The following is a 12,512-nucleotide window of genomic DNA, read 5'->3' as shown; positions in this document are numbered from 1 at the left end:
TGACGGTCGCCGGCGGACAGTAAAGATTGTCCGTTACTGTCCTCACCGACGGCCGGCGACCTGTACGCCCACCACACCGACCGTCACGAGCACCATCCCGGCGACGTCGAGTGGGGTGAGCGACACTCCGAGGAAGACCCACCCGAACGCCCCGACCTGTACGAGCATCGTGTTGTTGACGACGCTCGACTCGACGGCCGAGAGGTGCTGGAGCGAGCGGTTCCACAGCGTGAACGCGAACGCCGTGTTCACGACGGCGAGCCACCCGACGATGGCCCACTCGTCGACGCCGAGTGTCGGGAGCCCCTGTGTGAGCAGACCGGTCCCGAGGAGGAGCGCGGCGCCGACGCTCGTGCTGACGGCGGTCACCGCGAGCGAGGGGAGGTGTGCGTCACGGTTCGCCTCGCGGCCGAACACTGCGGCCAGCGCGTTTCCGAGGAGGCCGACTCCCATCACCGCGAGTCCGAACACTTCGCTGGCGGGGACGGTGAACGGGTGGAAGTAGGCCGCGACGCCGACGAAGAGGAGCGCGATACCACCGAGCTGTCGGCCGTTCGGCAACTCGCCGAGGAGCGGAAACGAGAGGACGGCGACGACGATCGGCGTGAACGTGAGGACGAGACTCACCGTCGCGGGCGGGAGGTGCTGGAGCGCGACGAACTGGGCGCCCTGCGTGAGCGCGTAGAGCAACACACCGAGGACGACCAGCACGTCCCAGTCGCGGCCCGACGCCTCGCGGAGCGCGCGGTGGTCACCGCGGTACCCCATCGCCGCCACGAGGACGACGGCGGCGAGACCGTACCGGAGCCCCGCGAACGTGAGCGCCGGGATGCTCCGGAGTCCGACTTCGACGAGCACGTAGGAGGACGACCAGAGCACAGTGACGAACAGGGCGACGGCGACCGCACGCGTGTGTGCAGAACAGCGGAGCGTCTCGGGCATCGACTCGACGTCGGGACCAGACGGCGGAGAAAGTGTCCTCGTTACGGTCGTTACCGTTCAGAAGACCTGCACGAATCCGTAGGTGGCTCCCACGGCCGTCGCGACGGCACCACCGACCGCGAGCGCGATGGCTGCGCGTCGCTCGCGACTCTGCATCAGGGGAACGGCGCAGGCGACGGCGACGACACCGAAGAACAGCGGTGCACCGACACCGACGACGAACCCGAGGACGAAGCGGAGTTCGAAGGCGGCGAGTGCGACCGGACCGGCGACGAACGCGAGGAGCGCGGCGACGCCGCCGACGGTCAGCCAGTGGCGGTCGGTCTCGTCCATCGTCCGGACCGTCGAACGGAGTCACTAAAGCCGTTGTTGCGGACTGACGACGCAACCGCTCCACTCCGGTCGAGAGTGCGTCGCCGTCTCCGAATCCCGCCCCGACCGGCTACTCCTACCGCACGCCACGCAGTGGTCCCGTCTTCGTACTTCAAACTTCGGCGGAGTGGATGGCTATTAAGGGGGAAGCTATTCGGCGGTGAGACGGGCCTACAACCCCTACGATAGCAGAAGAGACAGGTGAACGATTCGTGAAGTGTTCGACTCAACTCCGCCTTGGGCGGCCGAGTAGACCGCGCGGCCAGCATTCGGCGACCGAGTGGCACGGAGTGCCCGGTAGGTCGCCGATTCACTCGCGCGAAGGCTCGTTGGTGCTTGCTCCAACGGTGCTTTTGGTAGAGTTTTTGCCAGCGCGCGAAGCGCGCCCGGCAAAAGGTCCTCTAGTAGGAGCGCTCTTTCGGCTCGTAGGTCTTGCTCTCGCCTTCGAGGAGCGCCGGCCGGAACCAAATCTCGGGCTGGCCGTCGTTCCACGAGACGAGGGTGTGCTTGAGCCACTCCTCGTCCTTGCGTTCCTGGTGTTCCTTGCGCCAGTGGGCGCCGCGGAACTCGTCACGGACGAGCGCACCCATCGTGATGGCCTCGGCAGCGTCGATGATGTTGCGCGTCTCCAGCGTGTGCTGGAGGTCGGTGTTGAACGTCCGGGAGGTGTCCTGGACGTAGACGTCCTGGTAGCGCTCGCGCGCCTCGCGGACGTCTTCGAGTGCGTCTTCGAGCGCACCCTCCTCGCGGAAGACGTTGACGTTGGCCGTCATCGTCTGCTGGACGTTCGCGCGAACGTCCGCGTGGTTGACGCCCTCCTCTTTCTCGAGGAGGCGCTCGATGCGCTCGGTCTCGGCTTCGACGGCCGTGTCGACGACGTCGTCGGGGCTGTCGCCCGAGACGACCGCACTCTCCGCGGTCTCGGCGAGGTCGGACTCGACGGGGTACTGCTCGTCGCTTACCTCGACGTCGTCGCCCTGCTTACCGACGTTGATCTCGGGTTCGCCGAGGTCCTTGCCGGCCGCGTGGTAGCCCGCGCGGCGACCGAACACGATGAGTTCGGGCAGCGCGTTCCCGCCGAGGCGGTTGCCGCCGTGGACGGAGACACACGCACACTCGCCGACGGCGTAGAGACCGTCGACGCACGTCTGTCCGTGCTCGTTCGTCTCGATGCCGCCCATCTCGTAGTGCTGGCCGGGCTTGACCGGCATCGGCTCTTCGAGACCGTCGGCGCCCTCGAAGTCTTCGGCGAGGTGGAGGATGTTCTCCAGGCGGTCCTTGATGCGCTCGGGACCGAGGTGGCGCATGTCGAGGTGGACGTACTCGTCGTCGATGCCGCGACCCTCGTTGATCTCGGTGAGTTCGGCACGCGCGACGACGTCGCGGGAGGCGAGTTCGCCGTCGTTGGTCGCGTAGCCGTACTCGAACATGAGGCGTTCGCCCTCGGCGTTGTAGAGGATCCCGCCCTCACCGCGGACACCTTCGGAGATGAGGACCCCGGTCGAGGGGAGGGTGGTCGGGTGGAACTGGACGAACTCCATGTCCTCCATGGGGACGCCCGCGCGGTAGGCCATCGCGACACCGTCGGCGGTGTTGGCGACGGCGTTGGTGGTGTGGTCGAACACCTGGCCCGCGCCACCGGTGGCGAGGATGACGCCGTCCCGACCGCGGAAGCCGGCGATCTCGCCCGTCTTCACGTCGTAGGCGACGGCGCCGTGACAACTCCGCTCGGTCGGGTCGTCCTCGTCGGTGACGGCGAGGTTGGTGACGTACCACTCGTCGTACACCTCGATGCCGCGTTTGACGACCTGCTCGTAGAGCGTGTGGAGGAGGTGGTGTCCGGTCTCGGCGCCCGCGTACGTGGTGCGGGGGAACGAGAGGCCACCGAACGGTCGCTGCGAGACGCGCCCGTCGTCCTCGCGGGAGAAGGGCATCCCCCAGTTCTCCAGTTGGATGACGTTCTCGGGTGCGTCCTTCGCGAGCGTCTCCGCGGCGGGGGCGTCGGCGAGGTAGTCCGCGCCCTTCATCGTGTCGTAGGCGTGGTCCTCCCACGAGTCGCCCTCGCGGAGCGCCGCGTTGATGCCGCCCTCCGCCGCACCGGTGTGCGAGCGGACGGGGTGGAGTTTCGTCACGATGGCCACGTCGGCCCCTTCTTCGTGGGCGGCGATGGCGGCGCGGAGACCCGCCCCACCGGCGCCGACCACGATCACGTCGTGTTCGTACATAGTTTACCAGAACTTCAGGTTAGACTTGACCGCTTCGCGTTTCAGCTCCTGGATGTGCTCGGTGAGCGGAATGTCCTTCGGACAGACCGTCGTACAGGAGAACTGCGTCTGACAGCGCCAGACGCCGTGTTCCTGTTCGATGATCTCTAGACGCTCCTGCTGTTTCTCCTCGCCCTCGCGTTCGTCGAAGTAGAAGCGGTAGGCCTTGTTGATGGCCGCCGGGCCGAGGTACTCGTTGTCGCCCGCGGCGATGTTACAGGAGGACATACAGGCCCCACACCAGATACACCGCGTCGACATCTTGACCTTCTCGCGGTTCTCGCGGGACTGGAGTTGCTCGCCGTCGGGTTCCTCGTCCGGGTCGAAGAACGGGTCGACGGCGTGCATCTGCTCGTAGAAGTGCTCCATGTCCACGACGAGGTCCTTGACGACGTCGCGGTGGGGGAGTGGCTCGACGCGGACGACCTCGGAGTTGTTCAGGTCGGAGATCTGCGTCTGACAGCCGAGTCGCTGGCTCCCGTTGATGAACAGCGCGTCGGAGCCACACACCGCCTGCCGGCAGGAGTGGCGGAACGTCAGCGACGAGTCGAACTGGTCGCGTGCGTAGATGAGTGCGTCGAGGACGGTCATCCCCTCCTCGAAGGGAACGTGGAACGTGTCGAAACGCGGCTCTTGTTTGTCCGCGATCTCGGGGTCGTAGCGGAAGACCTTCAGCGTGACAGTCTTCCCCTCCACCTCGGCGGCCGCCTCCGACTCGGCGGCCTCGCGCTCTTGTTTGCGCTGTTCTTTGCGTTCGAGACGCTGCGCCTGCGGCGATTCGGTACCGGATTCGGGTTCTTGCGTGCTCATGAGTTGGAGTTAGACCCCCGTGAAGGCGAGTGCGACACGAATCCCCTGGACGAAGAGGAGGACGCCGGCGACGACCAGGATCCACTTGGCCGCCGTCTTCTGCGTCCCGTCGATGCCCTGGTTGATGAGGGCGTTGTAGATGCCGTTCGTCCCGTGGAACGTCGCCGTCCCGAGGAAGAGGATCATCGTCGCGAAGTAGCCGAGTTGCTGCATGCGGAACTGGCTGCCCGCGAACGTGATCTCGTAGGCGTGGTTGACGAAGTGCAGGAGGAAGAAGTGGAACGCCAGCACCACGACGAGGAACGCCGCGGTGACGCGCTGGAGGAACCACAGGGTACTCCCGTAGTTGAACGAGGAGTGGCGCTCGGCCATCGTCAGGCCACCCCCGCGAGGAACGTCGGAACGCTCGCGACGACGATGATCCCGGTGAGGATCAGCGACGCGTAGAAGCTCTTCTTCTCCGTCTCGAGGTCGAGACCGATCCCGAGGTCGATGAAGAGAAGTCTGATGCCGTTCAGGATGTGGAAGACGGCGACCGCGAGGAGACCGACCTCGAGGACGCGCACCACGAGCAGACTCTCGAGGGTGTGGAGGGTCGTCGTGTACGCCTCCGCACCGCTGAGAGCCGTACTCAATACCGAGATGTGGGTGAACAGGTACCCGATGAGGACCCAACCCGTGAACTTGTGAAAGATCCAAGCCCACATGCCGGCGGAAAACTCCCGCCACCGGCCGAAGTCCTCGACGAGGCCCCGGTCGTACGACTGACTCATACGTTCGAGGGTGGGGACCCTCCGCACATAGTAGTTACTAAGCGAGGCGCAGGTTGCCACACCCCTCAACTCGGCCGCTCGGGCATCGTACCGGTCCGATTCCGGAGGTACGCCCGCTGTATCTCCTCGCCGAGTTCGACGAGGTGGCAGATGGGGTTACCCGGGTAGACGACCGGGTTCTCGAGGACGCCGACGAGCAACCCGGTGAAGGGTGCCTCGACGTCGACGCTGTCGGTCTTGAACGGGTTCGTGATGGAGCAGACCACCTCCCCGGCTTCGACGAGGTCGCCCTGTTCGTAGTGGGTCTCGACGAGACCGCCCGCGTCCGCGCGCAGCCACGTCTTCTCGCCCTTCTCGATGACGGTACGCCACCCCGGCCAGTTGACCGGTTCGGCCGGGTGGAGACCGTACTCGGCCATCACGCTCGCGACGCCGTCGAGCGCGGCGTCGATGAACCGCCGCTGGAAGCGGTGGGCCTCACCCATCTCGATAGTGATGGTCGGGACGCCTGCCTCGCTGGCCTCGCGCCGGAGCGTGCCGGTCGGTCCCTGGCTGTCGAGGATGACGTTCGCGCCGAACGAGCGGGCGAGGCGCGCGGTCCCCTGGTCGTCCATGTCGCCGCGGACGTGGAGCATGTTCGAGCGCCCGCGCGTCGACGTGTGGAAGTCGAGGCCGAAGTCGCAGGGTTCGATGAAGTTCTGGAAGAGTTGGTGGGCGACCCGCTTGGCGCTCGTGCTGCCCGGCTTTCCGGGGAACGAGCGGTTGAGGTCTCGGTCGTAGACGGGGAGGTAGCGCTGCTGGGCGAGGAAGCCCAGCACGTTCAGGACGGGCAGACAGACGAGCGTCCCGTGGAGGTTGCGGTGTTCCCACTCCTGGGCCACCTCCCGGACCACCTCGATGCCGTTGAGTTCGTCGCCGTGCGCGGCGGCGGAGAGGAACATCGTCGGACCCGGTTCCTCACCGTTGACGATGGTGACGGGAACACGGACGGGGTCGCCGAGGTACGTCTCGCTGATACTGTACCGGAGGTTCTGCGTCTCGCCGGGGTCGACACGACCGCCGTTGTACGTGAACGCCCCCTCGGCGTCAGCCATACCCCCTCTCCGCTCGGCGACGGGAAAAGACCGTCGGGGAACTCGCTGGCCGACCCGGTCCACTCTCTCGCGAGTATCCGGCATCGTTTTATCGGCGCCGTGTGACGAGACACTATGAGCGATACGGCTTCGGTGGGCGTGTTGAGCCTACACAACAGCAAGGAGACGAAAGCGATTCTCAACGCGGTCGAGGCGCTGGGTCACGAGGGACGGTGGCTCCGCGAGGAGAACGTCGCGGTCGAGATCGAGGACGGGCAGGTCTCACTCACGCCGAACGTCGACATCATCGCCAACCGGATGCTCCTCTCGAACACCGAACAGCCCTGCGAACTGCTGGGGCTCGCGAAGACCTTCGAGGGCGTCCGGCCGATGCTCAACCGTCCGACGAACGTCCTGACCGCGTTCCACAAGTTCGCGGCCGCGACGGAACTCGCGAACAACGACATCCGTGTCCCCGACGCCCTGCTCGCACTCGACGCCGACATCCTCAACGACTCGAAGGCGAAGTACGGCGAGGAGGTCGTCTACAAGACCGCCATCGGGACGCACGGCGGCGGGACGTGGAAGATCTCCGGCGAGGAGAACGTCACGCCCATCGTCGGCGAGCGCTACGCCTTCCTCCAGAGTCTCATCGACCGCGACGAGGACCGCCACCGCGACCTCCGTATCTACGTCGTCGGCGACGAGATCGTCGGGTCGATGCGCCGCTACGCCCCCGATAACGACTGGCGGACGAACGTCGCGCTCGGCGGCGCCGTCGAGGGCGTCAGCGACCTCCCCGACACGGCCGTCGAGATGGCGCTCGACGCCTCCGACGTGCTCGGACTCGACTACGCGGGCGTCGACCTCGTCGAGGGCGACGACGGTTTCTACGTCCTCGAAGTGAACCCCACCGCGGGCTTCAAGGGTCTGTTCGAGGCGACGGGGACGAGTCCCGCCCCCTACATCGCCCAACTCGCTATCGAGCGCGCCGGCGGCACCGTCGACCCCGCGGAGGTCGAACGCCTCTCGGGCACCCTCGACGACTCCCGGCCGACCGGCATCCCCAAGCGTGCGCTCCCCGACACGACGACCGAACCCAAGCCCATCGGCTACACCGAAGAGGTCGTCCTCAGCGGGACCTCCGGCAGCGAGCGCGTCGTCGCGAAGTCCGACACCGGCGCCTCGCGGACGAGCATCGACACCCGCCTCGCCGCCAAAATCGGCGCCGGCCCCATCAAGAGCATGACGAAGGTCCGATCGGGCAGCGTCAAGAAGGGCAAGTCCCGCCCGGTCGTCGACATCGTCGTCGGCATCGGCGGTGACCGCCACACCGTCGCGGCCAGCCTCGAAGACCGCAGCCACATGTCCTACCCGATGATCCTCGGCCGCGACATCCTCAAACACTACCAGGTCGACGTCGGTCGGACGGTCGAAGAAGAGGAAGCCCCCGAAGCGAACGAAGAGTAGTCAGGACTCGTCGGTCGCGGCAAATCGGGCGTACGCGCCCGCGAGGACCGCGACGACGACGCCGCCGAGCAATCCGTCCGACCCCATCTTCGCGAAGTAGACGAGCCACCCGACGACGAGCACGGCCCGACCGAGCCACAGGAGGATGCTCCCGCGCTCGTAGAAGGGTCTGAGGACCCCGTCGTACTCCCGGGCGAGCACGTACCCGACCCACGCGGTCCCCACCATGAGTGCGAAGTACCAGAGCCACGCCTCGGCCATCGTCTACGTGTTCGCCACGACGCCGTAAGAAGCGCCACCCTCACCCGGCCCGGACTGGTTGGAACGTCGGAACGTCGAGGAACCGAAGTACCGGCCGCTCAGTACTCGTCTTCGACGCGCCAGAGGTACCGACTCGCGTAGGAGCGGTACGGCGACCACCGCTCGGCCGCCTCCCGCAACTCACCGCGGGTGTAGTCGTCGTCGCCGAGGACGACGTACATCCCTTTCCTGATACCGAGGTCGCCCACGGGGAAGACGTCCTCGCGCCCCAGCGAGAACACGAGCTGGACGTCCGCGGTCCACTCGCCGACGCCCGTGATGGACGTGAGTTCCGCGCGGACGGTGTCGTCGTCCATCCCCTCGAAGTACTCCTTCGAGTAGCCGCGCTCGACGAACGCCTCGGCGACGTTGTTCACGTATCGGGTCTTCTGTGACGAGAGTCCCGCCTCGCGGAGCGTCTCGTCGTCGGCGGCGAGGATTCCTTCCGGCGTCACCTCGACCGCGTCGAAGAGCGACTCGCGGATGGACGCCGCGGCCGCCATCGACACCTGCTGGTTGGTGATGGAGGTGACGAAGCGCTCGAAGAAGTCGTCTGCCGGTTCGATGGTCAGCGGGCCGTGTTCCGCGACGACCGGTCCGAGCAGGTCGTCGTCGCGCAGGAACTCGTAGGCGGCGTCGTCCGTGTCGGTCACGTTCGACTCTAGGCGTCGGCGGAACTACGTCTTTCGCTCGCGTTCGGGAGCGCCGGTCCCCGCGTCGACGCGACCGAAGTAGCCGACCGCAGCGCCGGCGAGCGCGAGGAACGCCGTCGAGACGGCGCCCGTCAGGACGTGGTAGCCGACACTCACCAGGAGGCCGAGGAACGCACCGGCGATGGAGATGGGGACCGCTACGAGTGCGAGTCCCGCTCCGACGAGCGCGCCGACACCGTACGAGACACCGACGACGAGCGTGAACTCGCCGTACTCGTCGGGGAGCGAGTCGCGGGGCGCGGTCCACCACCCGAGGACGACCGCCCCGACGGTCCCGACGAGGAAGGTCACGAAGCCGAGGAGACCGAGGAAGAGACCGACGCGCAACGCCGTCGCACTGGGGAGGAAGACGGGGGCGTAGCCGGCGAGTTGTGACTCGGCGCCGAGCAAGAGACCGAGGAGGGCGAACGAAACGGGGACGGAACGGTCCATGGGCCACCTTCGCCTCCGGACGGCTTCAAGATTCGTGGCCCCGAGGGACCGGACGTCGCGACGCTACTCCAGCGAGACCTCGATGTCCACGTCGACGAGCAGGCGCTCGTAGTCGGGCGAGAACTGCGTAGCCGCCCGGTCGAACTCCTCGGGCGCGACGTCGGCCATCCCGCCGAAGACGCTTTCGACGTAGTCGTACGCGCGCTCGCGGTCGACGCCCGCACGCTCGGCGACGTACTCGACGAACTCGTCCTGGTCGAGCGGGGTCGCCTCCTCGGGTACCTCCTCGCGGTCGGGCACCTCCCACTTCTGGGGGAGGGCCTCGACCAGGTCTTGCACCTCTCCCTTCGCGATACGGCGGTCGAGTGCGGCGAGGACCGCCTCGACCGCGTCGCGGGCTTCCTCGTCCGACTCGTACTCCGCGTGTCGACGGACTGCGTCTACGAGCATGGTCATGGGTGGGGAGTCCACTCGGAGCATCGAAGGGAGGGTGGATGAGTCTAATGCCCGCCCGACTTCGTCGGGGAAAACCTTCAATCCGCTGCCGCGGGCACGTCACCGTATGGACGTCGAGGACATCGAGACCATCGCCGTGCTCGGAGCCGGGAGCATGGGCCACGGTATCGCCGAAGTCGCCGCACTCGCCGGGTTCGACGTGACCCTCCGCGACATCAAAGAAGAGTTCGTCCAGCAGGGGTACGAACAGATCGAGTGGTCGCTCGAGAAACTCGCCGACAACGATCAGATCTCCCACGACGAGGCCGAGGCCGCCCTCGCCCGCGTCACCCCGCTGGTCGACCTGGAGGCGGCGGTCGGCGACGCGGAGTTCGTCGTCGAGACCGTCCCGGAGAAGATGGACCTCAAGAAGAACGTCTACCGGGAGGTCGAACAGCACGCCCCCGACGACGCCGTCTTCGCGACCAACACCTCTTCGCTGTCCGTCACGGAACTCTCCGAGGTGACGGACCGGCCCGAGCAGTTCTGCGGGATGCACTTCTTCAACCCGCCCATCCGGATGCAACTCGTCGAGGTCATCTCGGGCGCGCACACGCACGAGGAGACGCTCGAACTCACCGAAGACCTCGCCCGCGCCATGGGGAAGACGCCGGTTCGCGTCCACGAGGACGAACCCGGATTCGTCGTCAATCGGGTGCTCATCCCGCTCCTCAACGAGGCGGCGTGGATGGTCCACGAGGGTGACGCGACCATCGACGAGGTCGACAGCACCGTCAAGTACGACGTGGGACTGCCGATGGGCGCCTTCGAACTCGCCGACCAGGTCGGCATCGACATCGCCGTCGACGTCCTCCACTACATGCACGAGGTCCTCGGCGACGCCTACGAACCCTGCCCGCTCCTCGAAGAGAAAGCCGACGCCGGTGAACTCGGGCAGAAAGTGGGCGAGGGCTTCTACGACTACGAGGAGAGCGAACCCGAGATTCCGACGAACGCCGGCCGCGAGGACGTCGAGTCGCGACTCGTCGCCGTGATGGCCAACGAGGTGGCCAAACTCGTCGACGCCGACGTCGCCGAACCCGAAGTGATCGACGAGGCGCTGATGCTCGGCGCCGGTTTCCCCGAAGGACCCGCGAAACTCGCCGACGAGCACGGACTCCTCGACCTCTACGAGACGCTCGCGGACCGACACAACACGACGGGGGCGGCCCGCTACGCCGCCAACGAACACCTCGTCCACCTCGCGACCAGTGGGGAGTACTTCCACCACGAAGTGAGCGAGGAGGGCATCGAGCAGTCGTTCAACACCGTCTCGGTCGACGTCGAGGGGCGCGTCGGCCACGTCGAACTCGACCGCCAACACCGGATGAACACCATCAGCGAGGAACTCCTCGACGAGTTCGAGACGGCGGTCGACGTGCTCGAAGCCGACGACGCCGTGCGCGCGATCCTCGTCACGGGCGCGGGGTCGGAAGCCTTCTCCGCGGGCGCGGACGTCCAGAGCATGGCCGGCAGCGCCGACCCCGTCGACGCCGTCGAACTCTCACGGAAGGGCCAGCGCGTCTTCGGCCGCCTCGAAGAGTCCGACCACCCGGTCGTCGCGGGCATCGACGGCTACTGCCTCGGCGGCGGCATGGAACTCGCCACCTGCGCGGACCTCCGCGTCGCGAGCGTCCGCTCGACGTTCGGCCAACCCGAACACAACCTCGGACTCCTCCCCGGGTGGGGTGGCACCCAGCGACTCCGCCACGTCGTCGGCGAGGGGCGCGCGAAGGAGATCATCTTCACCGGCGAACGCTTCGACGCCGAGACGATGGCGGAGTACGGCTTCGTCAACCGCGTCGTCGGGAACGACGAACTCGAAGACGAGGCGATGGACCTCGCGACGAACCTCGCCGCCGGCCCGCCCATCGCCCAGCGCTACACGAAACGCGCGATGCGCGTCGGCCGCGAGAGCACCGAAGCCGGTCTCGAAGCCGAGGCCCAGGCGTTCGGCCAACTGATGAACACCGAAGACCTCATGGAGGGCATCACCGCCTTCATGGGCGACCGCGAACCCGAGTTCGAGGGGGAGTAACTGTCGCCATTCGGAGAGGTACCCTACCCGGAGGCGGGTAACGGTTTAGAACGGAGTAACGGGCGTGTACTGTCCGAATTTTTGAAGAAGCGATTTGTCGGACTCGGTCGAGCGACCGGCATGGTCACGCGCTACCGGAACGGGTGGTGGCTCGAACAGAAGTACCACCGCGAGGGGTGGACCCAGAAGCAGATCGCCGACGAGTGTGCCGTCTCACCGCGGACGATCCGGAAGTACATGGACCGATTCGGCGTCGAGACGCGCGACGTCCGCGGCGAGAACCACGGCCTCTACGGCGAGACTCGAAGCGAGGAGACGAAGGCGAAGATCTCCGCGTCGCTGACGGGCCGCGACGTCGACGACGCGTGGCGCGAACGCATCGCCGCCGCACACCGTGGTACGACGCTCCCCGAGGACGTCCGAACGAAGATCTCCGAGACGCTCGAAGGCCGGGAGAAGTCCGCGGAGACCCGACGGAAGATGAGCGAGTCGACTGCCGGTGAGAAGAATCCCGCGTGGCGGGGAGGGCACGGCCTCTACTACGGTTCGGGTTGGACCGAGGCCAGAGAACGCGTTCGCGACCGTGACGAGGTCTGTCAGCACTGTGGAAACGACGGCTCGGACCACTTGCTGGACGTCCATCACCTCGCACCTGTGCGGCTATTCATCGAGTCCGACGACCACGACCCCTCGGACGCCCACTTCGACGAGAATCTCGTTCTCCTCTGTCGACCGTGTCACATCCGGGCGGAGTGGGGCGCGATTGAAGAGTATGCGCCAATGGATAGCATCCCCGACCGAATTAGTGAGGCTTAAGTTCCACCCGGCCA

The 12,512-nt window shown here is 66.6% G+C and carries 14 protein-coding genes; 3 read left to right on the top strand and 11 right to left on the bottom strand.

All coding sequences use genetic code 11. From position 1 onward, the window contains the following. Nucleotides 1–42 precede the first annotated feature (42 nt). From P0Y33_RS02760 to P0Y33_RS02730, 7 genes are all read right to left on the bottom strand, one after another. Entirely contained in the window at nucleotides 43–942 is a 900-nt protein-coding gene (locus tag P0Y33_RS02760) for a DMT family transporter (protein WP_279529037.1), read from the bottom strand. A 57-nt stretch (nucleotides 943–999) separates the two neighbouring features. Then, a complete protein-coding gene (locus P0Y33_RS02755) occupies nucleotides 1,000–1,275 on the bottom strand; it encodes a hypothetical protein (protein WP_279529036.1) in 276 nt (91 codons plus the stop codon). Between the two features lie 440 nt (nucleotides 1,276–1,715). Next, nucleotides 1,716–3,539: an FAD-binding protein gene (locus tag P0Y33_RS02750; RefSeq protein WP_279529035.1), complete on the bottom strand. Its 1,824-nt coding sequence runs from the start codon at nucleotides 3,537–3,539 to the stop codon at nucleotides 1,716–1,718. A 3-nt stretch (nucleotides 3,540–3,542) separates the two neighbouring features. Beyond that, entirely contained in the window at nucleotides 3,543–4,388 is an 846-nt protein-coding gene (locus tag P0Y33_RS02745; protein WP_279529034.1) for a succinate dehydrogenase/fumarate reductase iron-sulfur subunit, read from the bottom strand. Between the two features lie 9 nt (nucleotides 4,389–4,397). Further along, nucleotides 4,398–4,760, bottom strand: coding sequence for a succinate dehydrogenase hydrophobic membrane anchor subunit (locus tag P0Y33_RS02740; RefSeq protein ID WP_279529033.1), 363 nt, complete (start codon nucleotides 4,758–4,760; stop codon nucleotides 4,398–4,400). Nucleotides 4,761–4,762: 2 nt separating this feature from the next. Then, nucleotides 4,763–5,161 carry a succinate dehydrogenase, cytochrome b556 subunit gene (gene sdhC / locus P0Y33_RS02735; RefSeq protein WP_279529032.1) on the bottom strand — a complete coding sequence of 133 codons (399 nt, stop codon included), beginning with the start codon at nucleotides 5,159–5,161 and terminating at the stop codon, nucleotides 4,763–4,765. A gap of 65 nt (nucleotides 5,162–5,226) precedes the next feature. Then, nucleotides 5,227–6,255, bottom strand: a complete 1,029-nt coding sequence (locus P0Y33_RS02730; RefSeq protein ID WP_279529031.1) for a succinylglutamate desuccinylase/aspartoacylase family protein — start codon at nucleotides 6,253–6,255, stop codon at nucleotides 5,227–5,229. 114 nt (nucleotides 6,256–6,369) lie between these two features. On the opposite strand from P0Y33_RS02730, the gene P0Y33_RS02725 reads away from it, so the two are divergent. Beyond that, the gene (locus tag P0Y33_RS02725) at nucleotides 6,370–7,704 is read left to right on the top strand and encodes a RimK family alpha-L-glutamate ligase (RefSeq protein WP_279529030.1); all 1,335 of its coding nucleotides are present in this window, start codon (nucleotides 6,370–6,372) and stop codon (nucleotides 7,702–7,704) included. On the opposite strand, the gene P0Y33_RS02720 is transcribed toward P0Y33_RS02725, so the two are convergent. The 4 genes from P0Y33_RS02720 to P0Y33_RS02705 all read right to left on the bottom strand — a co-directional run bounded on the left by P0Y33_RS02720 (nucleotide 7,705) and on the right by P0Y33_RS02705 (nucleotide 9,605). Continuing rightward, nucleotides 7,705–7,965: a hypothetical protein gene (locus P0Y33_RS02720; protein WP_279529029.1), complete on the bottom strand. Its 261-nt coding sequence runs from the start codon at nucleotides 7,963–7,965 to the stop codon at nucleotides 7,705–7,707. 98 nt (nucleotides 7,966–8,063) lie between these two features. Beyond that, nucleotides 8,064–8,657: a DNA-3-methyladenine glycosylase family protein gene (locus P0Y33_RS02715; protein WP_279529028.1), complete on the bottom strand. Its 594-nt coding sequence runs from the start codon at nucleotides 8,655–8,657 to the stop codon at nucleotides 8,064–8,066. Nucleotides 8,658–8,681: 24 nt separating this feature from the next. Continuing rightward, on the bottom strand, nucleotides 8,682–9,149 hold the full coding sequence (locus P0Y33_RS02710; RefSeq protein ID WP_279529027.1) for a hypothetical protein: 468 nt from the start codon (nucleotides 9,147–9,149) through the stop codon (nucleotides 8,682–8,684). Between the two features lie 63 nt (nucleotides 9,150–9,212). After that, nucleotides 9,213–9,605, bottom strand: coding sequence for a DUF2267 domain-containing protein (locus P0Y33_RS02705; RefSeq protein WP_279529026.1), 393 nt, complete (start codon nucleotides 9,603–9,605; stop codon nucleotides 9,213–9,215). A gap of 106 nt (nucleotides 9,606–9,711) precedes the next feature. Between P0Y33_RS02705 and P0Y33_RS02700 the strand changes: the two genes are divergently transcribed. Next, a complete protein-coding gene (locus P0Y33_RS02700) occupies nucleotides 9,712–11,682 on the top strand; it encodes a 3-hydroxyacyl-CoA dehydrogenase/enoyl-CoA hydratase family protein (protein WP_279529025.1) in 1,971 nt (656 codons plus the stop codon). Between the two features lie 120 nt (nucleotides 11,683–11,802). Further along, nucleotides 11,803–12,498, top strand: a complete 696-nt coding sequence (locus P0Y33_RS02695) for an NUMOD3 domain-containing DNA-binding protein (protein ID WP_279529024.1) — start codon at nucleotides 11,803–11,805, stop codon at nucleotides 12,496–12,498. Nucleotides 12,499–12,512 lie beyond the last annotated feature (14 nt).

It is taken from the genome of Halospeciosus flavus (genome assembly GCF_029814175.1).
GTDB classification, from domain to species: domain Archaea; phylum Halobacteriota; class Halobacteria; order Halobacteriales; family Halobacteriaceae; genus Halospeciosus; species Halospeciosus flavus.
Note: the sequence above shows the minus strand (reverse complement) of the source record. Positions and strands in the feature narration are given on the sequence as shown.

Bases quoted from the DNA above. Each gene is read 5' to 3' on its own strand.
- P0Y33_RS02760 (WP_279529037.1), bottom strand. From the start codon at position 942: ATGCCCGAGACGCTCCGCTGTTCTGCACACACGCGTGCGGTCGCCGTC.
- P0Y33_RS02755 (WP_279529036.1), bottom strand. From the start codon at position 1,275: ATGGACGAGACCGACCGCCACTGGCTGACCGTCGGCGGCGTCGCCGCG.
- P0Y33_RS02750 (WP_279529035.1), bottom strand. From the start codon at position 3,539: ATGTACGAACACGACGTGATCGTGGTCGGCGCCGGTGGGGCGGGTCTC.
- P0Y33_RS02745 (WP_279529034.1), bottom strand. From the start codon at position 4,388: ATGAGCACGCAAGAACCCGAATCCGGTACCGAATCGCCGCAGGCGCAG.
- P0Y33_RS02740 (WP_279529033.1), bottom strand. From the start codon at position 4,760: ATGGCCGAGCGCCACTCCTCGTTCAACTACGGGAGTACCCTGTGGTTC.
- sdhC (WP_279529032.1), bottom strand. From the start codon at position 5,161: ATGAGTCAGTCGTACGACCGGGGCCTCGTCGAGGACTTCGGCCGGTGG.
- P0Y33_RS02730 (WP_279529031.1), bottom strand. From the start codon at position 6,255: ATGGCTGACGCCGAGGGGGCGTTCACGTACAACGGCGGTCGTGTCGAC.
- P0Y33_RS02725 (WP_279529030.1), top strand. From the start codon at position 6,370: ATGAGCGATACGGCTTCGGTGGGCGTGTTGAGCCTACACAACAGCAAG.
- P0Y33_RS02720 (WP_279529029.1), bottom strand. From the start codon at position 7,965: ATGGCCGAGGCGTGGCTCTGGTACTTCGCACTCATGGTGGGGACCGCG.
- P0Y33_RS02710 (WP_279529027.1), bottom strand. From the start codon at position 9,149: ATGGACCGTTCCGTCCCCGTTTCGTTCGCCCTCCTCGGTCTCTTGCTC.
- P0Y33_RS02705 (WP_279529026.1), bottom strand. From the start codon at position 9,605: ATGACCATGCTCGTAGACGCAGTCCGTCGACACGCGGAGTACGAGTCG.
- P0Y33_RS02700 (WP_279529025.1), top strand. From the start codon at position 9,712: ATGGACGTCGAGGACATCGAGACCATCGCCGTGCTCGGAGCCGGGAGC.
- P0Y33_RS02695 (WP_279529024.1), top strand. From the start codon at position 11,803: ATGGTCACGCGCTACCGGAACGGGTGGTGGCTCGAACAGAAGTACCAC.